This window comes from Streptococcus sp. zg-86 (genome assembly GCF_017639855.1).
GTDB classification, from domain to species: Bacteria; Bacillota; Bacilli; order Lactobacillales; family Streptococcaceae; genus Streptococcus; species Streptococcus zhangguiae.
This window is the reverse complement of sequence record NZ_CP072115.1, coordinates 25564-49744: the sequence shown is the minus strand read 5'-3', so window position 1 is coordinate 49744 and position 24181 is coordinate 25564. Positions and strand designations below refer to the sequence as shown.

Here is a 24181-nt window from a genome sequence, read left to right as displayed (position 1 = left end):
CCTACATTACTTCAGCATCAAATTCATTAAAGACATACTCACCTTTCCTATTAACAGAATTTATCAATTCCTGTGGCACATGAGCAGGTTGACTAATCGTAACTCCTTCTTGTTGAGCTTTATTTTCTAAATCACTAATTTTTCGCTTTAAAGTTAATATTTCTTGATCTAACTCTCCATTTTTGTTTTGTATCTTCATAAGAGTTGCTTTCTCTCTTAAAATAAGTACTATACTAGACAAAGCCAATATAGACATTGTAAGAATCATTTCAAGTGGACTATTTTGTTTTATTGAATTCGTTTCTAAAAAGCGACTATTTGAATAAGTGAATTTAGATTGTACAAAAAAGTCACTCCCTATCAACTTTATTTCATCATCCGCTACTTTAATACCAATTATCGGGCGCTCAAATCTATTGAATATATAATGAAACTTCTCAGATTCATGCTTTCCCTGTTCCTCTAATGATTTCTGTAACTGATGAGTCAAATTCTTAAACGTATTCTGTATCTCTTGAATGCATTTTTTCGTGTTATCACTGTTAGCAACATTATTATTTTTAATAGACTCCTCAAAAAAAGTAACCAAATTAAATTCACTAATATTTTCAATTTTTGATTCTTCATACAATTTCAATAAGTTTTCTTTTTTATTTCCAGCATTTAGTTTATGCTTATTTGCAATTGAAAAATACCGTCGATACGCTTCAAAAAACTCATGTAAAATCAAAATTTGTTGGTCTAATCCTAGAGAAACTGGTGAACCTAAATGATAGTATTTAACAATATCACTAGATTTTGTTAAATCTAAAATAGGCTTCTCATATCTTACATATTGACTATTGATATTTATTGAAGAATTAAAAATAATAATGTTTCTTCCTTCAACACCTTGATTAAGGTATTGAGAGAGATCATTCAATAGTATTGTTTTATAATAAAATTCGCTAAAATCATTGGATAATTTTGTAATCTGCCAATTTGTATATAATGTATTGTCATTTTTTTGAGCAGATAACCTTAATCTCAATTTATCTGTCACTTTTCAATCTCCTTATTTAACAACTTTTTTTTGAGTCTTATATTCTCTGTTAATATCTCTTTCTTTTCATTTTTTTCTTGTAAAATTTCTTTTTCCTTCTGAACTTGAACTTGATAGTTTATATAAGCAAGATTTAATAATAAGAGCGAGACTGATATTGCCGAAAATCCTCCTCTCTTAGAAATCGATTGGATGCTAAGAAATATATAGTTATTATAGAAACTTGACATACCAAGAATAAGGCTAGTCACTACACCCAATGTTAATGTAAATAACTTTTTCTTCTTACTTTCTACCCTAAATATTTCTAATATAGGATCAACAATAGCAGATGTCAAGGTTGTAATTGTAGCGTATAAAAAAATAGGGTACTTAGAATTTAAATCAAGTTTTCCATCAAAAATAGTAGAAGTTCCCAACCAGGATAAAATAAGAGCAATAATAATGGTAACAACATTAAACAAGTCATTTGTTGTTACTAGAAATTTCAAGTATTTTTTCATTATTTCCTCCTATCCAGTTATTTTATTTCAAAGTAAGAAAAGTCAATTAATCAATCTTTTTTGTTTGAATAATTTTTTCCTACTAAAACTCACCCACACTCTCCACCTGCTCCGTCAACAGGGTAATATGCCCCATCTTCCGATTGTGCTTGACTTCTGCTTTGCCGTAGAGATGAAGATGAGCTTGTGGATGCTTAGCCAGAAACGTTTGTGCTGCCTCCATATCCTGACCCAAGATATTGAGCATGATTGCTGGTGCATGAAGTTGGATGTCAGGTAAAGGTTCCCCTAATATACCCAAAATATGCGTATCAAACTGGGAAAAATTACAGGCCTCAATGCTGTAATGCCCCGAATTATGAGGGCGTGGTGCGATTTCATTGACCAAAATAGTTGAGCCTGCCACAAACATCTCTATACATAGTGTACCAAAAAGTTGTAAGTCTGTGGCAATTTTTCTTGCCATTTGGACAGCTTTTTCAGCTACATTTTCAGAAATACGAGCTGGGACAATGGTTTTGGAAAGAATATTGTTGCGGTGACTATTTTCTTGAACAGGAAAAACCGTCAATTCTCGGCCGTTTCCTGAAACCAAGACGGAAATTTCCATGTCAAACGGCACAAAATCTTCCAAAACGCAGTCGGTCTGGTTTGCAAAGACTTTTGCCTGTGCTAAACTTGCCTCATCATGAATGACGACTTGACCATGACCGTCATAGCCACCTGTCGCTGTTTTCAACACTCGCTTGGTCGCAAAGTCATAATCTGACAAATCGCTACTTGAAGTAATCACTCGATAAGGGGCTAATCCTACGCCTGCCTTCTTCAAAAAGTTTTTTTCTGCAATACGATTTTGGGAAATTCGTAGCAAGTCCGTTCCTTGAGGCAAAAATGCCTTGTCTGCTACTGCATCAAGACTAGCAGCATCTACATTTTCAAATTCATAGGTCAAGACGTCACAACGCTCTACCAAGGTACGTAGGGCCTCTACATCTGCATAGTCTGCCACGATGACCTCACTCACTCGAGAGGCTGGGCAAGCCGCTACCGGATCAAGCGTAAGCACCTTATGACCACGGTAAATGGCAGCAATTGCCATCATTTGACCCAACTGTCCGCCACCGATAATCCCAATTGTCTTAGATAAGGTCATGACTTGACTCCTCTGCCAGTTTGCTCTGTTTTTCAGCGAATGCTACTAATTTTTTGTTTAATTCTGAGTTTTCCAGAGCCAAAATCCGCACCGCAGACAAGCCTGCATTGGTCGCTCCGCTATCTCCAATTGCCATAGTCATAACAGGCACGCCACCAGGCATCTGCACAATGGAGTAAAGCGAGTCAATCCCGCTCAGCACCCGCGATTTAATCGGCACACCAATGACTGGCAAGGTCGTCTTAGCTGCAACCATTCCTGGTAAATGGGCCGCACCACCTGCACCTGCAATGATTACCTTAATGCCTCGTTCACGAGCTTTTTCGGCATGATCAAACATCAAATCGGGCGTTCTGTGGGCAGAAACAACTTTTTTTTCATAAGAAACCCCAAATTCATCCAATACCTGTGCTGCTTTTTTCATAGTTTCCCAATCTGAAATAGATCCCATGATAAGGGATACCTGTATGTGTTCCATATTTTTCTCCTATTGATTTGCCTTATTGCCAATATCTGTTCGATAAAACAGTCCTGTCGTGTCCTGATTTGCTAACTGCTGATAGATGATATTTTGCGCTTGTGAAACGGTATTTTGTGTCGTAACAAGCATATAGACTCGACCCCCATTTGAAACAAGTTCTTGGTTCTCATTGAAGGTAGCACCTGCATAATAAGTTTCGATGTCTCCGCTAGTCTTTTCTGGCAAGCGTACCCCTTTTTCATAGACAAGAGGATACCCCTCACTTGCCACTACCACACCAAGAGTGATACCTTCTTTAACCCAAGTAAAATTAGGTACTCTTCCTGCTAATAGGTCTGTGATATTTTCTGCAAAATCAGATGTCAACCGGGGTAGAATGACCTGTGTTTCAGGATCCCCAAAGCGAGCATTAAACTCAATAACCTTCGGACCTTCATCGGTCACAATCAAGCCGGCATAAAGCACACCGAGATAGGGACGTCCTTCAGCTATCATCCCTTTTAAAATAGGTCGAATAATCTCAACCACAGACTGCTCAACCACACTAGCTGGTAGATGAGGAACTGGAGCGTAAGCACCCATGCCACCTGTATTTGGTCCTTTATCGCCATCAAAAGCCCGTTTGTGATCCTGTGCTGTCGGCATCAGATAGAAATCCTCTCCATTGACAAAAGCAAAAAGAGAAAATTCTTCGCCGCTCAAATATTCTTCAATAACCACACACGCACCACTATGCCCAAATTTATGATCTAGCAGCATATCCTGCGCCGCTGCGACTGCTTCTTCAACCGTTTCAGCAACGACCACACCTTTACCAAGGGCTAGGCCATCTGCCTTGACCACAATCGGAGCTCCTTGTGCTTCGATGTAAGCCTTGGCCGCTTCAAAATCAGAAAACGTTTCATAGCGAGCTGTTGGTACCCTATATTTTTTCATAATGGATTTGGCAAAATCCTTGGACCACTCTAATTCTGCTGCATTTTTTCTAGGCCCAAAGGCAACTAAACCAGCTGCCTCAAAGGCATCCACGATACCTGCTGCCAAAGCATCATCTGGTCCTACAAAAGTCCAGCTAATAGCTTCTTTTTGGGCAAATGCAATCAATTTTGAATGTTCGGAAATAGCAATATCGACCAACTCAATGCCGTCTGCAATCATTCCGTCATTTCCTGGTGCAACAAACACCCTATCAACACCTTTTGATGCTACTAATTTCTTTGCGATCGCATGTTCACGACCACCTGAACCAACAACCAACAACTTCATCTATATACCTCTAAAAACGTATTTTATAAGGATATTGTAACAGAATCATTCGTTTTTATCTATAAATTATATAAAATAAGCTGTTTTTCAATTCATTTCCGAACAATCGACAAATAGAATGAAAAACATGAAGCCTTTTAACAGACTCCATGCCTTCCTGTATTATGATTTCTTTTTAAAGAGGACAGCTCCAACTAACATCGGCAAGAAGGAAACAAGGCTCAAAATACTCCAATTCGTTCCTGTTTTGGGCAATTGTCTCGGTCTTACGGTTAAGCTAGTAGTTTCTCTGCTAGATAGATGACTCAATCCTACTAGCTCACTATCATTCAGAGCCTCATCAGCCGCATTTTCTGCACCGTCACCACCCAATTCCTTGATAACCCTTGATAAGTCAAGAACTTGACCACCACTTCCTAAGGGCGACAACATATTTGATGAAATGGTTACATCTGTCTTATTCGTTGTAGAATCATTTTTACTGCCAAGTACACCTTTGTTTCCTATCATTCCCTGATTCGAAGAAGATGTATTTTCTGCCTGTGAGGATTGATTACTGGTTGCAGTGTTAGTAGAATTTGAACTTGTCATTGTTGGTTTCTTATCTGAATCATCACCACTTGACGATACAGTGCTATCTGAAGACTGATTTGTAGTATTTTCAGAAGATGACGTGCTAGATTCTGTTGATGGAGCAGTAGATGCAAAGGTTTCTTGGTCGAATTTTTTAAAGATGGATAACAAATTCTCTTTACGACTCTCTGTTTCTTCCTCTGTTACCCCATCTCCAAACCGTAACTCGTCTAATACATACAGATACGGATCTTTTTGATAAATCAAATCCAACCATGTTTGACGGCGTTTTTCCTGCGGTAAAGCATTGATCTTATCAATTAATTGATTATAAGCAGAAACAACTTCCGTCATCGCATCATACTTTTTCTTAGCAAGCGATAGTAGAGATAAGGCAACATTCCTCTTCTCTTCTATCACATGACTATCTCCTGTACGGCTAATCTCATCCAGAGAATATTCAAACTCATATGTTAAAGACACAGACGTAACTTCTACCTTATCAGCAAGGAACTCATCTGTAGGTTGAGATGCTATAATTGTTGGTCTGGTTTCTTCTTTTGATTCAACATAGTTACGAGAAGTAGTATACCGATGTTTTTCTCCACCTTGTTTATCTTCAAATTGATTCGCTTGAATTAAAATATCATTGATGACATTCATTTGCTCCAACAAATGCTCCCATTGCTGAAACTTTGTTTGCTTAGCAGTTTCTAGCTCCTCAAACGTAAGAAATAACCGAGAAAGTTCGTCAACAGTAAAGTCATTATAAGAAGTGTGACCGTTTTCATTTACATATAAATCAGAAATATCACCTTCAATTTGAATATTTTCTAATTTCTGAATGGCTGCGACAATGGTTGATTTCTTATCATTGACTTCTTTCACCGCCTGAGTAATCGCTTTTTCGTCTGCTATTTTACCTTTAATGCGGTTTTCTAGTAAAGTTAATTTTCTTACTATATCTTCCCTATTGAGATAAGCACCTGTACCTTGAATATCGTGCCAAATTGATCTAAAGCTCTCATCAGCAAAATCAGTAAATTGCTCCTTACGAGTTTCTTCTGGCTGTGCATTAAAGTAGGTGACTACTGCATTGTATTTTTCCCGTGCTTCTTTTAATGTAGTATAATTCTCTGTGAAAGTTACCACATCCTTCAAGGCATACCTTTGATCACGAACCATATCATTTTCGTCATAATTACCATATAAATTAAAAGTAGATAAAAGACGAAACGAACTACTTACAGAATCAGTCGGCTCTATCACATTACTAACTGTGGGATAACCATATCGAATTGAGGATTTCGGAGAACTATCATCATATTTCTTTACTCTTTCCAAATCTGAAAATCCTAGTTTATGTTCAATTCCTTTACTCACATAAAACGCATTCCACTGGGTCAAGACTTCATCAATTAAGTCATATTTGAATTGTACAGTAGAAAGCTTCCGCACCAATTCATCTTTTTCTTGACTTGCATATGTGTCAAGACTATCCAGTTGATAAATTTCAGAAGAGAGAATTTCCTTAACCTGATCTTCACTCAAATCATTATTCTTCAACTTCAAAATCGCTGCTACGACTTCATCACGTTTTGCTTCTACTTCTTGAATAGCTACTTGACGGGCTGCTTCATCATTCGTTGACTCGGTATCTGTATCTGCTTTAACAATCTCAACAGAGCCAAGTTGTGTAACTGCCGGAACCATTGCTGTTCCTAGACCAATCGACACCACACCTACTGCTAGCCTTCTCAAGCTAAATCTTTGTTTTTTCATATGACAAAACTCCTTTATTAATTACTCTAATTTTACCCTCCCCCAATATATTTTGTCAATATTTTTTAGGTTTTATCAGCAATTTAAGTAGAAAAATCCCAAGCATAGCAACGCTCGGGATTTCAAGGAGATATATGAAAAAGAAAATTTAGGATGCTTATAGTATACGTCTCGAACCTTAAAGAGGGCTTAAACAAAACTTAGTGCCTGAAATGTCGGACATCTGTGAAAATCATGGTTAGGCCATGTTTATCTGCTGCTGCAATGGATTCTTGGTCACGAACAGAGCCTCCCGGCTGAATAATAGCCTTGATACCAGCTGCCGCGATTTCTTCGATATTATCTGCAAATGGGAAGAAGGCATCACTAGCCAGAACGGCTCCCTCTAGGCGGTCTTTTGCTTGTTCAATGGCAATTTTAACAGAAGCCACACGATTGGTTTGCCCAGGGCCAACTCCTAATACCATATGGTCATTTGTGATGATAATGCCGTTTGACTTGACATATTTGATGGACTTCCAAGCAAACTCAAGGGCTGTTTGCTCTTCAGAACTCGGCTGACGCTTGGTGACAACCGTCCAATCACTTGGGCTTTCTGCTACAACATCTTGATTTTGGACAAGAAGTCCACCTAGCACACCCGTCACTTCTTTTTCAGCTGTACTGGCTAGGTACTGGCTAAAATCAAGCTCCAAAACACGGAGATTTTTCTTTTTATTGGTTAAAATCTCCAAGGCTTCTGGAGTATAACTTGGCGCAATAACGATTTCAAGGAAAATCAGGTGCATTTTTACAGCAGTTGCCGCATCCACCTCACGGTTCAAGACGACAATTCCACCAAAAATTGACACAGGGTCTGATTCGTAGGCGTAGTCCCAAGCTGTTTCAATATCATCTGCCTGCCCAATGCCACATGGGTTCATGTGTTTGAGGGCTACAACAGTTGGACGATCCTGAAAATCACGGATAATACGAATCGCTGCATCGGCATCTCGAATATTATTAAAGGACAACTCTTTTCCATTTAATTGCTTGCTAGCTGCAATCGAGTAAGCAAGGGGCAGGGCTGTTTGATAGAAGTCCGCATCCTGTTGCGGGTTTTCACCGTAGCGCATCGGTTGTTTAAGTTCATAGGTTAGAGTGAGCTTCTCTGGTTTTTCTTCTCCTACTTGATTAGTAAAGTAGTCTGCAATCAGAGCATCATAGGCTGCGGTATGGCGGAAAACCTTAGCTGCTAAGCGTTTGCGGATGGCAAGACTGGTCTCACCTGTTGCGTGCAATTCCTCCAATACCCCTTGATAATCTGCTGGATCAACGACAACTGTTACACTAGCATGATTTTTTGCAGCTGAACGAAGCATAGAGGGCCCACCGATGTCAATATTTTCTACTGCTTCCGCATAGGTGACATCTGTTTTTGTAATTGTTTCTTTGAAGGGATAGAGATTGACCACCACTAAGTCAATCAAGTCAATACCCTGTGATTTTGCAGCTTTTAGGTGACTATGCACATCTCGTCTCGCTAAAAGTCCCCCATGAATCTTAGGATGGAGGGTTTTCACCCGCCCATCCATCATCTCTGGAAATCCTGTCACCTCATCAATTGCAATCGTTGCTACACCTGCCGCATCTAAGGTTGACTTGGTTCCGCCAGTTGAGATAATGTCCCAGCCCAATTGGACTAATTCCTGTGCAAATGCTACAATGCCTGTCTTATCCGATACACTAATCAAGGCTTTTTTTGTCATGATTTCTCCTTATTTTTCTTTGTTATCAATGATTCGTTCTTTTTGCTATTTGATACTGTTCCATATTTATTTTTCAACTTCAAGAGTTCGTCTGGTAAAGATTTCTCGCTCATCTTGACCAAAATTCACAAAGCCTAGTGAGTGCAACAATCGTTCCATTTTCTGATTTCCCTTAACAAAATCAGCCCGAATGGTGTTGTATTTTCCAATCGCCTTAGCTTGTTCCATTAAGGCTAAGATGGCCGTTTTCCCATACCCTTTTCCCTGCTGACTATTATCAATCATCAGGCGCCAAATCATATAACAGGCTTCCTCTTCATCTACGTCAACCAAAGCAAAGCCGACGACTTGATGATTAGCGTAAATAGCATACGGAAAGACATCGCCATTCTCCCGATAAAGCCAACAATCTGCTAATGAGCGAAGGTTAGAAGCCACAAATGACCTATCCTCCTCTGCCAGGCTCAAATCAATGACCTGAGCAAAATTTTCCTCATCCACTAAGCGTAAGGTTACCATAGATGCTACTCCTTTCATCTTATTATCCTTCATGACAGACCATTATTCTATCCTATCAGACGAGAGTAGTTCTCCTATCACCTCTGGATAGAGTTGGTATTCCATCGCATGAATGCGCTCTTCAAAACTCTCAAGGGTATCATCTGCAAAAATCGGCACCCGCTCTTGTCTGATAATCTGACCGCTATCAACACCTGAATCCACCCAATGAACAGTCACGCCAGATTGAGCAACACCTGCATTCCAGGCATCTTCAATGCCGTGAGCTCCTGGAAATTCTGGCAGATAAGCTGGATGAATGTTGATTATCCGCCCCTCATAGCGAGATAGCAAGGTTTCTGCCACAATTTTCATATATCCTGCTAGGACAACCAAGTCTACTTGGTGCTGGTCTAATAGCTCCACAATCGCATGTTCATAAGCTGCTTTATTCTCAAATTCCTTGAGTTCAAAGGCATAAGCTGTCACACCAAGATTCTTGGCTCGCTCGAGTACATAGGCATCTCGGTGATCTGAAAAGACAAATTCAAGAGGAAATCGCTCCGCAATCACTTGAAAATTAGACCCATTCCCTGAAGCAAACACAGCTATTTTCTTCATTGGATGACCACACTTTGATTTGTTTTTTCAACGATACGGCCAATTTCATAGACTTCCTCATCCACAAGTTCCTTGATACGCTCCACATCTTCTGCTGCTACCGCAAGAACCATTCCTAAGCCCATGTTGAAGATTTCAAACATTTCTGCATGAGGAATATGACCGTATTTCTCCAAGGCCTTGAAAATCGGCAAAACAGGCACCTTACTCTCATCAATCACAGCTGCTAGCTCTTCGCCAAACATCCGCGGAATATTTTCGATAAAACCACCGCCTGTAATATGAGCAATCCCATGCACTAAACCTTCCTTAATTAGAGGAAGAAGTGTCTGAACGTAGATTCGTGTTGGTTCAAGCAAGACTTCCTTGAGGGACTTGCCGCCTAATTCAGGTAGAACTTCATCCCCTGTATAGTTAGCAAAGACACGGCGAACAAGAGAGTAGCCATTGGAATGAATACCACTGGAAGCAAGACCTAACAGAACATCGCCTGCCACGACCTTAGAGCCGTCAATAATCTGGGATTTTTCTGCAATACCAACGGCAAAACCAGCTAAATCATAATCATCTTCACCATACATTCCAGGCATTTCAGCTGTTTCTCCACCAATCAGAGCAGCACCTGCTAGACAGCAACCATCTGCAACTCCCTTGACGACCTGCTCAAGTTTTTCAGGGATGTTTTTCCTAGTCGCAATATAATCTAAGAAATAAAGCGGTTCTGCTCCTGCTGCGACAATATCATTGACACACATGGCTACACAATCCTGACCAATGGTATCGTGTTTGTCGTACTGAATAGCCAGCATCAGCTTAGTCCCAACTCCGTCTGTTCCAGAAATCAGGACTGGTTCCTTGACCGAGAGTTTACTCAAATCAAACATGCCTCCAAAGCCCCCGAGAGTCCCCATAACGCCTAAACGCTCTGTCTTTTTAACATGCTTTTTGATGCGCTCAACTACTTCATATCCAGCTTCCACATCCACACCTGATGCTGCGTATGAATTTTTTGACATCCTTTTCTCCTTTTTATCACTAAATACAGCAACTAAACGACTAACATTTAGTAGAAACTCGTTTTCTCTGCCAGACTTTCCAAATACCGCTCCTCGTAATCATACAGCGGAATCGGGTACTTCCCATCAAAATAAGCAACACAGAGACCACCATTTGGAGCATCTGTTTCCATTCCTACTCCCTCAATCAAACCCTCTAAAGACAGAAAGGTCAAGCTATCTGCTCCAATAATCTCGCAAATCTCCTCATTGCTATGATTGGCCGCAATCAATTCGCTCCGATTTTGAATATCAATTCCGAAAAAGCAAGGGTACTTGAGAGGAGGGCTTGCAATCGCTACGTGGACTTCTGCTGCTCCTGCATCTCGCAATAATTGGACAATTCGCCGACTAGTTGTTCCACGAACAATCGAATCATCGACCATGACCACGCGCTTATTTCTGACAATGCTCGATACGGCAGATAATTTCATTCGGACCCCTTGCTCCCGTAATTCCTGGGTTGGTTGAATAAAGGTCCGCTGAGTATATTGGTTCTTGATCAAGCCCATTTCGTAAGGCAAGCCTGATTCTTCCGCATAACCACTCGCTGCAGACAAAGACGAGTTTGGCACACCGACCACAATATCTGCTTCAATTTTTGCTTCTTGTGCCAAACGGCGTCCCATTTTCTTTCGTGCCGCATGAACATTGACCCCATTGATCACACTATCTGGTCGTGCGAAATAGACATATTCCATAGAACAGATAGAGAGCTGGGTGTCGTCTGTGTAGCGATCATGTTGAATTCCTTGATCATCTATGATGACCAACTCCCCTGGTTTTACATCTTCGATCCAATCTGCGCCAACAACTTCAAAGGCACAAGTTTCACTTGAAACAACCCAAGCTCCATTTTTCATCCGACCAATCGAAAGAGGACGAAAACCATTTGGATCAAGCGCTGCAATCAGCTTATCTTCCGCCATAATCAAATAGGCAAACCCACCCTTAACCTGATTGAGAGCCTCCTTTATTTTAGCAAGGAGTGTTTCTTTTTGACTCCGACGAATGAGGTGCATGAGAATTTCTGTATCAGAAGAACTAGCAAAGATAGCCCCTTGCGCTTCTAATTCTCTCTTTAAACTTTGAGTATTGGTCAAATTCCCATTATGAGCTAAGCCTAATTGCATATCAAAAAAGTCAAATAGAAAGGGCTGAACATTATTGATTGACGCGCCGCCTGCTGTTGCATAACGAACATGACCAATAGCTGATTGACCTGTCAAGGCTTCCAAATCTTCTTGATGCTTAAAGACTTCAGAGACCAGGCCTAAGCCACGATGACGGCGCAAGGTTCCTGCTTGATTGGCCAAGATGCCCGCTCCTTCCTGACCACGGTGTTGCAAACTATGCAGTCCAAAATAGGTCACTTGGCTAGCCTGTGGATGACCCCAAATACCAAACAAGCCACATTCCTCATTGAGCGATTTTACTTCGTATGTCATATCATCCTCTTATTTCTTTGTGAAATACCGTACAGCACTTTCAAACAGCTTCTGGTCTTTTTCTCCCGGAATATTTTGGAACAAACCAGTTTCATAACGTTCAGAATGTCCCATTTTTCCAATGATTTGTCCGTTCTTGCTGGTAATCCCTTCAATCGCATAGAAGGAGCCATTTGGATTGTAACGACTATCCATACTTGGCTGCCCTTCAAAATCTACATACTGGCTGAATATCTGCCCTTGATCACGAAGTTCTCTAAATTCTGCTTCTGTCACAACGAATTTCCCCTCTCCATGTGATACTGGAATGGCATGAATAGCACCTACTTCCATACCAGCTAACCACGGTGAATTGGTATTTGCAATACGCGTTTCCACCATTTTCGCTACATGCTGATTGGCATCATTGTAAAAGAGAGTTGGGCTCGTCTCGCCTGCCTCTTCAAAATTACCATAAGGAAGAAGACCTGATTTGACAAGAGCTTGGAATCCATTACAAATACCGATAATCAGACCACCACGCGCAATAAATGCGTCAATCGCAGCCCTTATGTTTTCATTGAGCAAAATATTCACAATAAATTTTGCAGATCCGTCTGGCTCATCTGCCGCTGAAAATCCACCTGCAAAAAAGAGAATGTGGGCTTTGCTAATGGATTGAACCATTCTCTCAACAGACTGAGCCAGTGCTGCTTCATCCAGCGTTACAAATGGTTCTAAGCGCACCTTAGCACCAACTTGTTCAAAGGCCTTAGCAGAATCATACTCTGAGTTTGTTCCTGGAAAAACGGGAATATACACCAAGGGTTGGCTGATTGTTTCTTTATTTTCACGCACAAAATCGGTCACAACTGGTGCTACTTCTGCCATAAGGCTGTCCTGCTCAAATACAGTCGGATAAATATCCTCGAAAGTCCTCTCAAAACTTGCTAACAAATCAGCAATCGGTAAATCAACACCATTGATGACGAGGCTTGCTTCACTCGTTGTCTGTCCGATTTTCAAAACTCCCTCAATCTCATCTGGGCTAGCAAAGACAAAGCCACCCAACTGCCCCTGTAAGCTTCTTTCAAGCTGAGGAAGGTCAACGCTTGCTCCAATCTGGTTGCCAAAGGCCATAAGCGCAAGTGTTTCTGCTACGCCCCCGTATTTCACAGCAGCTGCAGCTGTTATCTTGTGTTTTGCTTGAATGTGAGTGAAGGTTTTGAAATTTTCTTTTATAGTCTCAAAATCAATTTCTGCAGAAATAGAGGTCCCTGGAATGTAATAGATGTATTCTCCAGTAGCCTTAAATTCTGGCGATAAAATCCGTCCAACAGTTGAAGTCGTCACTCCGAAGGCTACTAAGGTCGGAGGAACGGTTAATTCTTCAAATGTTCCAGACATCGAATCTTTTCCCCCAATTGATGGGAGACCTAGTTGAATCTGAGCTTCAATAGAGCCAAGAAGCGCAGCGACTGGTTTTCCAAAACGTTCTGCCTGCTTGTCCATTCTCTCAAAATATTCTTGATAAGAGAAACGGGCTTTTTCCCAATCACTTCCTGTTGCCACCAAGCGACTGGTTGCTTCAATGACCGCATAGGCTGCTCCGTGGTAGGGAGACCATTCTGCAATCAAGGGATTGTACCCTTGTGCCATCACAGAAACGGTTTCTGTCACACCATGCGCAACTGGCAATTTCTGAACGGAACTTTCCGACGGTGTCATTTGATAGCGACCACCAAGAGGATGATTGACCGTTGAACGACCTACGGAACTATCAAAAATGGTTTGTAAGCCCTTTTGACTAGCATGATTTAAATCAGATAATACAAACTGCACATCCTCTTTCAATGTATGGATGGAGGTTACGCATTGCTCTGGCAGAACACATGGACTATCTGTAACCTTCGCATCCACAACTACTCGCACACCATTACTATCAAGGAAAGAACGTTCAATATCGACAATCTTCTGCCCTTTCCAAGTCATGACAAGATTTGCAGTTTCTGTCACAGTTGCTACAGGGACAGCTAGGATATTTTCTTTGGCTGCAAAGGTGATGAAAGTCTTCACATTTTCTGGCGCAACAACGACTGCCATACGCTCTTGACTTTCTGAAATAGCAATTTCTGTCCCATTCAATCCCTGGTATTTGAGTGGTATCTTATCCAAATCAATCTCTAAACCGTCTGCCAACTCCCCAATTGCAACGCAGACTCCGCCTGCTCCAAAGTCATTGGATTTTTTAATCAGACGGGTCACTTCTTTCTCTCGAAAAAGTCGTTGAATTTTCCGCTCTTCAATGGCATTTCCTTTTTGAACCTCTGCACCGGCTGTTTCAACAGATGTAGCCGTCTGAACTTTTGACGATCCTGTCGCTCCACCAATCCCATCTCGACCAGTTTTCCCACCAAGAAGAATGATGACGTCCCCTGCTACTGGTTTTTCACGAATCACATTTTCACGAGGAGCAGCACCAACAACAGCACCTAACTCCATCCGCTTTGCGACAAAACCTGGATGAAAATATTCTCGGACATAAGTCGTTGCGAGACCAATTTGGTTTCCATAAGAAGAATAACCATGGGCTGCCGTTTTTGAAATAACCTGCTGTGGTAATTTTCCTGAGCGAGTCTGAGACAAGGGTTGGGTAATATCACCCGCCCCTGAAATTCGCATGGCTTGATAGACATAAGAACGACCTGAGAGCGGATCGCGAATAGCTCCGCCAATACAGGTTGCAGCACCACCAAAAGGCTCGATTTCTGTCGGATGATTATGGGTTTCATTTTTAAACATGAGTAGCCATGGCTCTTTTACCCCATTCACATCTACTTCAATCTCTACTGAGCAGGCATTGATTTCATCGGATACTTCAAGGTCATCCAAACGGCCATTTGCTCGTTCATACCGTCCAAAAATCGTTGCCATATCCATCAAGGTTTGTGGTTTATTGTCACGACCTAATTCTGTTCTCATTGCAAGATATTTCTCATAGGTCGCCTGCAATTGATGTTGAAATTGTGATGCTGAAAAATCAATCTGACGCAATTCTGTCTCAAAGGTTGTGTGACGACAATGATCTGACCAATAGGTATCCAAAACCTTCAACTCTGTTTCCGTCGGACAACGCCCAATCGAAGCAAAATAATCTTGAATAAAGAGCAAATCAGCTACTTCCATAGCAAGTCCTTGATCTTGTTTATACTGAGCAAAATCAGCCTCTGTGTAATCCTTGAAAAAATCAAGCACTGGAATAACCGTATTCGAACTGGAGAAATTAGGATCTTCCAACTCTTTCGTAACATCCTTAAAACGAGAATCGACAGGATTGAGCAAATAATCCTGAATCGCTGCTACATCCTCATCGCTCGTATCAGCATTTAAAAGATAGAGCTGAGCAGTTTTTACTAGTACATCACTACCTGCGCCTAAAAGAAACAGGGCTTCCTGACTGCTCGCTGCACGCTGATCAAATTGACCAGGAAGAGCTTCAATCGCAAAGAAACGACTAGCAGCAAGACTTTCTGCCACTTCTTGCTCTGACAATACAATATCTGTTACTTTTTCTGAAAAAACACGCTCCTCAGCTAGTGTCATCAAATCTTCACTCAGACCAAAGACATCATAGACCTGCACCAAGCGTACATTCGTCAATGAGTCAACGCTTAAACGCTCCTGCAATTCCCTCAATAAACTCTCTGCCTTGATTTGAAAACCAGCTTTTTTTTCTACAAAAATTCGTTTCTCCATCTTAATCCAACTCCTGTAATTTTTCCCATACAATTTGATACACATCCGTCATATTTCCTAGCCCACGGCGAAAAACATCCTTATCCATATGGTGTCCTTCGGCATCCCAGAGCCTACAATTATCTGGAGAAAATTCATCTGCTAAAATAATCTTGCCATTCCGATCCTTCCCAAATTCCAGCTTGAAATCAATCAAGGTCAAGCCAATAGCTGCAAACCACTCTATCAATAATTGATTGATTTTCCTCGTTTCTGCCTTGATATAACCAAGTTCTTCGGTTGAAGCAATATCCAGAAAAGCTACATGTTCATCATTGATAAAAGGGTCATCTAGCTCATCTTTCTTGTAATAAAATTCTACAATTGGCTCTACCAACTTGAGCCCTTCTGCCACACCAAAGCGCTTTGAAAATGAGCCCGCTGTATAATTTCGCAATACTACTTCTAGCGGGATAATCGCTACTTTTTTATTCAGTTGCTCCGTATCTGATAGTTTTTCTAAAAAGTGAGTGGCAATTCCTGCTCGATTTAATTTTTCAAAAATCAAAGACGAAATCTGATTGTTCAATTGCCCCTTACCAAGCACTTGTTCCTTTTTTAACCCATTTAAAGCCGTCGCCTGGTCCTTATAAACTGCAACAATCACCTCATCATTTTCTGTTGCATACAGATCCTTAGCTTTTCCCGAATATAACAATGATTGTTTCATATTATTGTTCGCCTTTACTTTTATATTTTTTGTATTTTGCTATATTCTAGCACACAATATTCGCTAATTCAAGAAAATATCGGTTTTATACTATAAAAAACCACAAAACGTCCGTCAAAAGACGAACGTTTTATTTGTTTTCGTAAATAAATATATAGTAGATTGAGAAAGGAATAGGACAAGGAAAAAGCTGCAGATAGAACTGGCGTTCATCAAAGCGACTTAATACTCTATAAAAATCAAAATCTGACTAGCTTCCACAATTGAGAATTGTGGAAGGCTGGAAATAGAACGAGTGTAGCTCGCCCCTTGCAATTGAGAATTGTGGAAGGTGAGAAATAGAGCGAGCATAGCTCGTCTCCACTGAACCACTAGTTCGGACTAATGATAGCTGAGGATTATTGCACAATCCTTATTTCCAACCTTCAACACAACAGTCCACTAAACTGTTGAAGCAAGGTGAGTTAACGACGTCAGACTTTGATTTTTGACGAGTATAACGATGTCCTAACCTTTATTCAATTCACTATAAAAACCTGTATTCACAGCTCAGCAACTCTCTTCAGGGCTTATTTTTCACTACTCATCGTTGCTTTTTTTCGAAATACAGTCAGTATTCCTTCAAAAAAACGCCTTGATTATCGTAAAATAAGCTCCCGATTAGAATTACTTCACTTATGAATACAGGTTCTAATTTAATCCACTCGCTGTTCAATATAGTCTACAATATCTGCTAAGGTTTCAAATTCTTCAATGGCTTCATCCGAAATCGTAATCTGGAATTCATCCTCTAAGGACAACACCAATTCCATCACCTCTACAGAATCTTCTGCTAACTCCTCAGTAACCATTAAATCAGGACGAAGCTCAAGGCCTTCACCTTTTTCTTCTATCAGAATTTCTTCCATTCTCTGATAAATTTCTTCTTTAGTCACTCGTCTCCTCCTCATGTGAAAAACGCTCCACTGATTTCTGGACAATTCCAGCTTCTATCATCATTCTTGTTTGACGAATGGTATAGTAAATTGCTGCCGCATCACTTGAACCATGGGCTTTAATAACAGGAGCTTTCAAGCCTAGCAGTACCGCTCCACCAGCTTTTTTATAGTCCAAAGCCCCTAAGGCTGATTTCAATGTTGGCTTCAAGAGTAAGCCACCTATCTTAGCAAGCAAGCTACCATTTTTAATCGCAGAAGTCAATTGATTGAGGACACTTTTTGCCGTTCCTTCAATCGTTTTTAGGACAGCGTTTCCCGTGAAACCATCGGTAACAACCACATCTGCAACACCATTTAGCAATTCACGCGCCTCAACATTACCGATAAAATGAATGCTTTTATCCTGTGATAACAACTCATAAGCTTCTTTATGAACAGGAGTCCCTTTTGATTCTTCCGTCCCATTGTTTAGTAAGGCCACCCGTGGACAAGCGATTCCTCGTACATATTGAGCATAGAAAGACCCTAAAATCGCATACTGATGTAAATGATGAGCTGTATTTTCTGCATTTGCTCCTAAATCCATCATATCAAAGCCTTTTCCATCCATTGTTGGTAAGGTTGACAATAAACCAGGGCGGTCAATCTGTTTCAAACGGCCAACCACAAATACACCCGCAGCAAGGAGGGCACCCGTATTTCCAGCAGAAATAACCGCATCGGCTTCCCCTGTCTTCACAGCCTTTGTCGCAAGCACCATGGAAGCATTTTTCTTCCGGCGAATGGCCTTGACCGGCTCATCGTTTGATTCAATTTTTTCTTCTGTATGAATAATCGATACTCGGTCCATACTCTTTAAGAGAGGCTTAATTTTCGCCTCATCACCATACAATTGAATGTCAATATCTGAAAAAGCAGCAAGAGCTTGATTTACCCCTTCTACAATAGCCTGTGGAGCACGGTCTCCACCCATTGCATCAACCGCAATCCGTTTCATCTTGATTCCTCATTTTTCTGTTTGTTTCAGTAACTGCCCCCAAGAAGACAGATCATCAATAAATTTCTTTGATTTTAGGTGAATCCCCACATACTCGTCATAAAGTTGATCGATAAATAAGCGTAACTTTCGCTTCATCTCATCCTTAACTGAAATCCGCTCCAAATCCTTAAAGGAAATAGCCTGAAATTGGTCAATCAGATAGAGTACATTGGGATCCAAATGTAGACGCCTCTCATCTTCATGACAATGCTGCGGGCATAAGACTCCCGAATACTGATATGAATAATCAAAGGGAAGGCCTACACGGTGGCAAAAAGCACACTCATGAACATTCAAGGAAACCCCAAATCGGCTTAAAATCTGGATTTCAAAAATATTGGTTAAAATCTCATAATCCAGTCCCGACTCCATTAACTCTAAGGTTTTGACCAAAAAAGCAAATAGAGCTGCATCGTGCATCTTATCCTGCAAACAAGCATCTGCCAAGGCCAAAATATAGGTCGCATAACTTAATCGAAAAATATCCTCATTCAGTTGCCGAAAAGGTTGAACCTGATGAAAATCTTCAATATAACTCAAACCCTCATCATTGATTTTTACAATAAAATCTGCATAAGTCAAGGGCTGAATCGCAGCTGTTAACTTGGACTTAGCTACATGTTTCACGAAAAACATTCGTTTCCCAGCTTGTTCTGTGAAAATTTTGACCAATTTATCCGCTTCACGAAAATCCCGATTATACAGAACGATTCCCCTTGTTTCAATCCGCTCCATATTCTGCCATAAATTCTTTCAACCGTACCATTGCCTGTTCAATAGTCTCCATGCTTGCCGCATAAGAAATGCGAATATAACCCTCACCGTAGCGACCAAAGGCTGCACCTGGAATAAAGGCAACTGCTTTTTTTCGAGCAAATTCTTGCAAGAAGCTAAAGGAATCTTGAGGATATCTGTCAGGAATCTTAGCAAAGATATAAAAAGCCCCTTCTGGTTTGATAATCCCAAATCCAAGCCCTGTCATTTTTTCAATCAGATAATCCCTGCGTTTGACATATTCATGACGCATCGGAAGCGCATCATCTTTTCCATTTTTCAAGGCTTCTAAGGCGCCATATTGCATAGCTGTCGCAGCAGCTGTCACCAAGTATTGATGACTTTTAATCACCTGTGCAACAATCTCCGCACACGACATAATGAGCCCAATCCGCCAGCCAGTCATGGCATGCGATTTAGACAAGCCTTGAATCAAAATCGTCTGCTCAGGTAAGAATTCTGCAATCGACACATGGGGCTCTCCTGTATAGGTCAATTCTGCATAAACCTCATCAGACAAGACAAAGATAGGATATTTCTTCAAGACTTCTGCAAAAGCCTGAATTTGTTCCCGAGAATAGGTCACCCCTGTCGGATTCGCAGGATAATTAAGAATCACTGCCTTGAGTTTCTCTCCTTGCTCAATAATGGTTTTCTCTAACATCTCAGGTGTTAAGACAAAGTCATTTTCGGTCGTATCAATCTCAACAATATCTGCGCCTACCATATTCACAATCGGCTCATAACCCGGATAGGCAGGTGCTGGGAGCAATACCTTATCTCCAGGTTCCAAGATAGCCACTAAACTAGCAGATAGGGCTTCCGTCGCACCAATTGTAACCAAAATTTCATTCATAGGATTGTAGGACAGATTGTATTTTTCTGCTACAAATTCTGCTGCTGCCTGCCGCAACTCCAATAACCCAGCCATCCCTGTGTAATGACTCTGGTTGGCATCAATGGCAGCCTTTGCTGCTTCCTTAACATGATCAGGTGTTGTAAAATCAGGCTCTCCCAGCGTTAGTTTTAAAATACCAGGAATATCTGAAATGGCTTGATCAAACTGACGAATCATTGACACTTCAATCCGGTTCAAATTCTGATTAAAACGATGACGTAAGTTCATACACTACCTCTCTTTCCAGTGCTATATCATTCTTTTTTGACTATACATCACATTATACCACTATTTTTACCTGAGACAAAATCTACTATATGAATAAAAGGCTGAAACCCAGGTTCCAACCTTCCCTTATTATTTATCCTTCACCGTTTCAAACAATGGTGACAATGGACGTTTTTCATGAATCCGAATAATAGCCTCAGCTAATAAGTCAGCTGTCGAAATTCGTTCAATCTTATCAATTAAACGTTCTTCAGGAATTTCAATCGTATCAAGTACAACCAATTTCTTAATCGCAGAGCCTTGAATATTATCCATAGCAGGTCCAGACAAGACCGGATGCGTACAAGAAGCATACACTTCTACCGCACCAGCTTCTGCCAAGGCATCCGCAGCATGGCAAATTGTTCCAGCTGTATCAATCATATCATCAATCAAAATACAAGTCTTGCCTTCAATATTTCCAATAATATTCATGACTTCTGATGTATTCATCTTATCAACACTACGACGTTTATCGATAATCGCAATCGGAGTTTTCAAGAACTGTGCTAACTTACGCGCACGTGTCACCCCTCCATGGTCAGGAGATACGACAACATATCCTTCTCCAACCATACCACGACGCTCGAAGTAATCTGCAATCAATGGAGCTCCCATCAAGTGATCCACTGGAATATCAAAGAAACCTTGAATCTGTGCAGCATGCAAATCAATAGTCAGCAATCGATCTACACCAGCAATTTCTAACATATTTGCAACCAATTTAGAAGTAATTGGCTCGCGCGCACGTGCTTTCCGATCCTGACGTGCATAACCATAATAAGGAATAACGACATTTACTGACTCTGCAGACGCACGCTTCAATGCATCTACCATAATCAAAATCTCCATTAAATGATCATTCACCGGAGAACTTGTTGATTGAAGAATATAGACATGTCTTCCACGAATAGACTCCTCAATATTAACTTGAATTTCACCATCTGAAAATTGACGAACGGTAGACTTCCCTAAAGAAATCCCCATTTTCTCTGCTACCCTAGCTGCTAATTTTTGATTAGAACTAAGGGCAAACAACTTTATGTCAGAAAACGCCATGACAGCCTCCTATTTATTTCTACTTTACTATTTTAAACCTTTTTAAGACAATTTTCAAACAAAAATCAAATCAATTACTAATCATGACCACCCGTCTAACGGATGGTTTGAACTGGGTCTATAAGCCCACATTGCCAGCCAGCGCCTATGCTGCTCTCTTTCACGTTGTTCAAGCCTCACTGCTCTTGACTCGTCACTCGCCTCTCAAAGAGACAATTGTACTACTTGCCACTATCCCTAAAGGGATCTTCATATTCTTTCACACTCAAGAATCCAATCTATATCATGAAGAGGCTGGGCAAAAACTAGCCAGTAAATAAAAAACACAGATAGCTTCAAGCTGATTTTGATGAAATCCAGCCGAACTATTTGTGTTTTTATTTTTATCTCTATTATCTTGGACTAATTTCTTAGCCAATTTCGTGAGATTCATGCTCATTAGGAGGAATCCTATCTCAGTTTCAACCACTTTTTGACCTCTGACATGCACTCTGCGCACGCCAAAAACACCCTTCATCCTACCAAATACAGGTTCGACATCCACCTTGCGTTTGGCATAAATGCGGGCTCCCTCTTTACTTGTCAATTCCTCTTTGACTAAGTTCTTGAAATAGTTCCACGTAGGATTATACTGAATTTGTTTGAGGTTTCCTTTCTCTGTCCGTGCTAATTGGTCTAACTCTTCACTAGCTTGTACAGGATCAGCTTCGTAAATCTTACTATCTTTCTCAAATCCATACTTTTCCGTTCTTCGTGAATAATTCTTAAACGAGTAGACAACTCCATCTGGTTTTATCCACTGGTCAGAATCTTCTAGGTAAGTCCAGTTTTCAGGATTGGCATCACTCTTCTTGTAGCTTTTCTTCTGCTCTTTCTGATATGTTCCGTAGGGAATTAGGGGCGTTTTCTCCAGATTATCAACGATAAAGCTGTAATTTTCTTCACTACCATAACCTGCATCCGCGACAATGTGTTGAAAGAGTTCTAAGGTTTGGATGGATTGAAGAAAAGGTTTGAGTGTACGAGTGTCAGTTGGATTCGGATACAATCCGTAAGCTAAGGCAAACTGGCTATTTGTACCAAGTTGAAGGTTGTAAGCAGGTTTGAGCTGACCATTCCTCATATGATCCTCTTTCATCCTCATAAACGTCGCATCAGGATCTGTTTTAGAATAGGAATTTCGCTCTTGTAAAATCTGTTTATCTCGTTCGTACTTTTGTTTCCGAACAAGAAAATCCTCTTTCAATTTTCTCTTGAGTTTCTTAATTCTTCTTCGTTTCTGTCTGTTGGCCGATCCACCTTTAATGACTTTAGGCTCTTGTGAGATAGCATTTTCCAACTCATCTAGTACTTGTTCGGTCTCTTGTAGGAGTTGGTTTAGTCCCTCGCTAGTGAGACATTCTTCCTTGGACAAGGCAGTATTCACCCCTTCTTGGACTAGCTTGTCATAGAGGGCAGAAATGTTTCCATTCAAGGCATCTTCATAGCGCTCAACGGCCTTTTTCCACGTGAAGGAGTACTTGTTGGCATCAGCTTCTACCTTAGTCCCGTCAATGAAGAGAGCTTTATCTTCAATCAATCCATTCTCTCTGAGGAGGAGAGTGAAGTAGATGAAAGCAGTTTTGATAAGCTGGTTGGCGTGTGTAGAGGCCCGAAAACTATTTATGGTTCGATAACAGACGTAGGTATCCTGACTCAGCCATTTCATAGGAATGACTTCCTCATTCATTTGGAGGATTTTTCTACCAGAGAAAACTTGGCGAGCATAGGCGAATAGGGTCATTTTGAGCAACATAGCTGGATGAAAGGCAGGACGACCTGTGTGGGAAGTTTCTTCTAGGAGAACGGATTGAGGAATAGTATCCACAAACTGACTAATCAGACGTGCCTCATGCGTAGCAGGTAAGTCCCAAGCAATATTTAATTCCAAACTAAGCTGATTTGTGTTATACTGTTTATACATTTTCATGCCTTTCTAGTTGTTTTGTGGTTATTATAATTATAAAGCATGAAATGGAAAACGAGCAACTCCTAATTGGAATTGCTCGTTTTTTATATATGAGCAGCTAGTTTTTGCCCAGCTTCTTACTCTTGAATATATTTCTTTATCGTGGCTTCATTGAGATCAACCGTACTCACATAATATCCTTCTACCCAAAAATGGCGATTCCAAAACTTATATTTGAGATTGGCGTGTTTATCAAACATCATTAAGGCACTTTTCCTTTTAAGTATCCCATGAAACTTGATACACTTATCCGTGGAGGGATACTCACTAACATGTGAACATGATCTGGCATCAGATGTCCTTCTATAATTTCCACCCCCTTGTAACTGCATAATCGGCGAAATATCTCGCCTAAACTGCTTCTATATTGATTATAAATGACTTTTCGTCTATACTTAGGGGTAAACACAATGTGATATTTACACATCCATTTTGTGTGTGATAAACTATGTGCCTTTTGTGCCATAGCATTATCTCCTTTCGCTTTACAGTAGGCTTGAACACCTTTATTGTATCGCGTTTGGAGTTTTTTGTATAACAGTCGATGCGCACCCGCATATCAGGTGGTTGATTTGTCTCGCACC

Annotated in this window: 18 protein-coding genes and 2 pseudogenes; all 20 read right to left on the bottom strand. The window is 40.6% G+C overall.

Features of this window, described 5'->3' with window-relative positions:
• Position 1: 1 nt before the first annotated feature.
• The gene (locus J5M87_RS00290; protein ID WP_160463305.1) at positions 2-1042 is read right to left on the bottom strand and encodes a hypothetical protein; all 1041 of its coding nucleotides are present in this window, start codon (positions 1040-1042) and stop codon (positions 2-4) included.
• Positions 1039-1545, bottom strand: a complete 507-nt coding sequence (locus J5M87_RS00285) for a hypothetical protein (protein WP_154608988.1) — start codon at positions 1543-1545, stop codon at positions 1039-1041. The genes J5M87_RS00290 and J5M87_RS00285 overlap by 4 nt, the downstream gene beginning before the upstream one ends.
• Before the next feature lie 82 nt (positions 1546-1627).
• Positions 1628-2698, bottom strand: coding sequence for a 5-(carboxyamino)imidazole ribonucleotide synthase (gene purK / locus J5M87_RS00280; RefSeq protein WP_154608987.1), 1071 nt, complete (start codon positions 2696-2698; stop codon positions 1628-1630).
• Positions 2685-3176, bottom strand: coding sequence for a 5-(carboxyamino)imidazole ribonucleotide mutase (gene purE, locus J5M87_RS00275; protein WP_154608986.1), 492 nt, complete (start codon positions 3174-3176; stop codon positions 2685-2687). Before purE ends, purK begins: the two co-directional genes overlap by 14 nt.
• A 9-nt stretch (positions 3177-3185) precedes the next feature.
• On the bottom strand, positions 3186-4445 hold the full coding sequence (gene purD, locus J5M87_RS00270) for a phosphoribosylamine--glycine ligase (protein WP_154608985.1): 1260 nt from the start codon (positions 4443-4445) through the stop codon (positions 3186-3188).
• 162 nt (positions 4446-4607) lie between these two features.
• Positions 4608-6800, bottom strand: coding sequence for a YSIRK-type signal peptide-containing protein (locus J5M87_RS00265; RefSeq protein ID WP_154608984.1), 2193 nt, complete (start codon positions 6798-6800; stop codon positions 4608-4610).
• Positions 6801-7000: 200 nt separating this feature from the next.
• On the bottom strand, positions 7001-8548 hold the full coding sequence (gene purH, locus J5M87_RS00260) for a bifunctional phosphoribosylaminoimidazolecarboxamide formyltransferase/IMP cyclohydrolase (protein WP_154608983.1): 1548 nt from the start codon (positions 8546-8548) through the stop codon (positions 7001-7003).
• 66 nt (positions 8549-8614) lie between these two features.
• Positions 8615-9067 carry a GNAT family N-acetyltransferase gene (locus tag J5M87_RS00255; protein WP_154608999.1) on the bottom strand — a complete coding sequence of 151 codons (453 nt, stop codon included), beginning with the start codon at positions 9065-9067 and terminating at the stop codon, positions 8615-8617.
• Between the two features lie 42 nt (positions 9068-9109).
• Complete coding sequence (gene purN / locus J5M87_RS00250; protein WP_154608982.1) at positions 9110-9667, bottom strand: phosphoribosylglycinamide formyltransferase; 558 nt, start codon at positions 9665-9667, stop codon at positions 9110-9112.
• Positions 9664-10683, bottom strand: a complete 1020-nt coding sequence (gene purM, locus J5M87_RS00245) for a phosphoribosylformylglycinamidine cyclo-ligase (protein ID WP_154608981.1) — start codon at positions 10681-10683, stop codon at positions 9664-9666. Before purM ends, purN begins: the two co-directional genes overlap by 4 nt.
• Positions 10684-10730: 47 nt before the next feature.
• Positions 10731-12170, bottom strand: a complete 1440-nt coding sequence (purF, locus tag J5M87_RS00240) for an amidophosphoribosyltransferase (RefSeq protein WP_154608980.1) — start codon at positions 12168-12170, stop codon at positions 10731-10733.
• A gap of 9 nt (positions 12171-12179) precedes the next feature.
• Positions 12180-15905 (bottom strand): phosphoribosylformylglycinamidine synthase, encoded by a 3726-nt coding sequence (locus tag J5M87_RS00235; RefSeq protein ID WP_154608979.1) that lies wholly within the window; start codon positions 15903-15905, stop codon positions 12180-12182.
• A gap of 1 nt (position 15906) precedes the next feature.
• Complete coding sequence (purC, locus tag J5M87_RS00230) at positions 15907-16614, bottom strand: phosphoribosylaminoimidazolesuccinocarboxamide synthase (RefSeq protein ID WP_154608978.1); 708 nt, start codon at positions 16612-16614, stop codon at positions 15907-15909.
• Between the two features lie 695 nt (positions 16615-17309).
• The gene (locus J5M87_RS00225) at positions 17310-17549 is read right to left on the bottom strand and encodes a phosphopantetheine-binding protein (RefSeq protein ID WP_160463304.1); all 240 of its coding nucleotides are present in this window, start codon (positions 17547-17549) and stop codon (positions 17310-17312) included.
• Positions 17542-18549 carry a phosphate acyltransferase PlsX gene (gene plsX / locus J5M87_RS00220; RefSeq protein WP_154608976.1) on the bottom strand — a complete coding sequence of 336 codons (1008 nt, stop codon included), beginning with the start codon at positions 18547-18549 and terminating at the stop codon, positions 17542-17544. Before plsX ends, J5M87_RS00225 begins: the two co-directional genes overlap by 8 nt.
• A 9-nt stretch (positions 18550-18558) precedes the next feature.
• Positions 18559-19326, bottom strand: a complete 768-nt coding sequence (recO, locus tag J5M87_RS00215) for a DNA repair protein RecO (RefSeq protein ID WP_154608975.1) — start codon at positions 19324-19326, stop codon at positions 18559-18561.
• Entirely contained in the window at positions 19313-20491 is a 1179-nt protein-coding gene (locus J5M87_RS00210) for a pyridoxal phosphate-dependent aminotransferase (protein WP_154608974.1), read from the bottom strand. The genes recO and J5M87_RS00210 overlap by 14 nt, the downstream gene beginning before the upstream one ends.
• A 129-nt stretch (positions 20492-20620) precedes the next feature.
• The gene (locus tag J5M87_RS00205) at positions 20621-21589 is read right to left on the bottom strand and encodes a ribose-phosphate diphosphokinase (RefSeq protein WP_154608973.1); all 969 of its coding nucleotides are present in this window, start codon (positions 21587-21589) and stop codon (positions 20621-20623) included.
• 402 nt (positions 21590-21991) lie between these two features.
• Positions 21992-23552, bottom strand: a pseudogene (locus J5M87_RS00200) (IS1182 family transposase); the annotation flags it as partial.
• A gap of 122 nt (positions 23553-23674) precedes the next feature.
• Positions 23675-24024: pseudogene (tnpA, locus tag J5M87_RS00195) on the bottom strand (IS200/IS605 family transposase).
• Between the last annotated feature and the right edge of the window lie 157 nt (positions 24025-24181).

Bases quoted from the DNA above. Each gene is read 5' to 3' on its own strand.
- J5M87_RS00205 (WP_154608973.1), bottom strand. From the start codon at position 21,589: ATGGCGTTTTCTGACATAAAGTTGTTTGCCCTTAGTTCTAATCAAAAA.
- J5M87_RS00265 (WP_154608984.1), bottom strand. From the start codon at position 6,800: ATGAAAAAACAAAGATTTAGCTTGAGAAGGCTAGCAGTAGGTGTGGTG.
- purD (WP_154608985.1), bottom strand. From the start codon at position 4,445: ATGAAGTTGTTGGTTGTTGGTTCAGGTGGTCGTGAACATGCGATCGCA.
- purM (WP_154608981.1), bottom strand. From the start codon at position 10,683: ATGTCAAAAAATTCATACGCAGCATCAGGTGTGGATGTGGAAGCTGGA.
- purF (WP_154608980.1), bottom strand. From the start codon at position 12,170: ATGACATACGAAGTAAAATCGCTCAATGAGGAATGTGGCTTGTTTGGT.
- J5M87_RS00210 (WP_154608974.1), bottom strand. From the start codon at position 20,491: ATGAACTTACGTCATCGTTTTAATCAGAATTTGAACCGGATTGAAGTG.
- purK (WP_154608987.1), bottom strand. From the start codon at position 2,698: ATGACCTTATCTAAGACAATTGGGATTATCGGTGGCGGACAGTTGGGT.
- plsX (WP_154608976.1), bottom strand. From the start codon at position 18,549: ATGAAACGGATTGCGGTTGATGCAATGGGTGGAGACCGTGCTCCACAG.
- purH (WP_154608983.1), bottom strand. From the start codon at position 8,548: ATGACAAAAAAAGCCTTGATTAGTGTATCGGATAAGACAGGCATTGTA.
- J5M87_RS00285 (WP_154608988.1), bottom strand. From the start codon at position 1,545: ATGAAAAAATACTTGAAATTTCTAGTAACAACAAATGACTTGTTTAAT.
- purE (WP_154608986.1), bottom strand. From the start codon at position 3,176: ATGGAACACATACAGGTATCCCTTATCATGGGATCTATTTCAGATTGG.
- J5M87_RS00235 (WP_154608979.1), bottom strand. From the start codon at position 15,905: ATGGAGAAACGAATTTTTGTAGAAAAAAAAGCTGGTTTTCAAATCAAG.
- recO (WP_154608975.1), bottom strand. From the start codon at position 19,326: ATGGAGCGGATTGAAACAAGGGGAATCGTTCTGTATAATCGGGATTTT.
- purC (WP_154608978.1), bottom strand. From the start codon at position 16,614: ATGAAACAATCATTGTTATATTCGGGAAAAGCTAAGGATCTGTATGCA.
- J5M87_RS00255 (WP_154608999.1), bottom strand. From the start codon at position 9,067: ATGGTAACCTTACGCTTAGTGGATGAGGAAAATTTTGCTCAGGTCATT.
- purN (WP_154608982.1), bottom strand. From the start codon at position 9,667: ATGAAGAAAATAGCTGTGTTTGCTTCAGGGAATGGGTCTAATTTTCAA.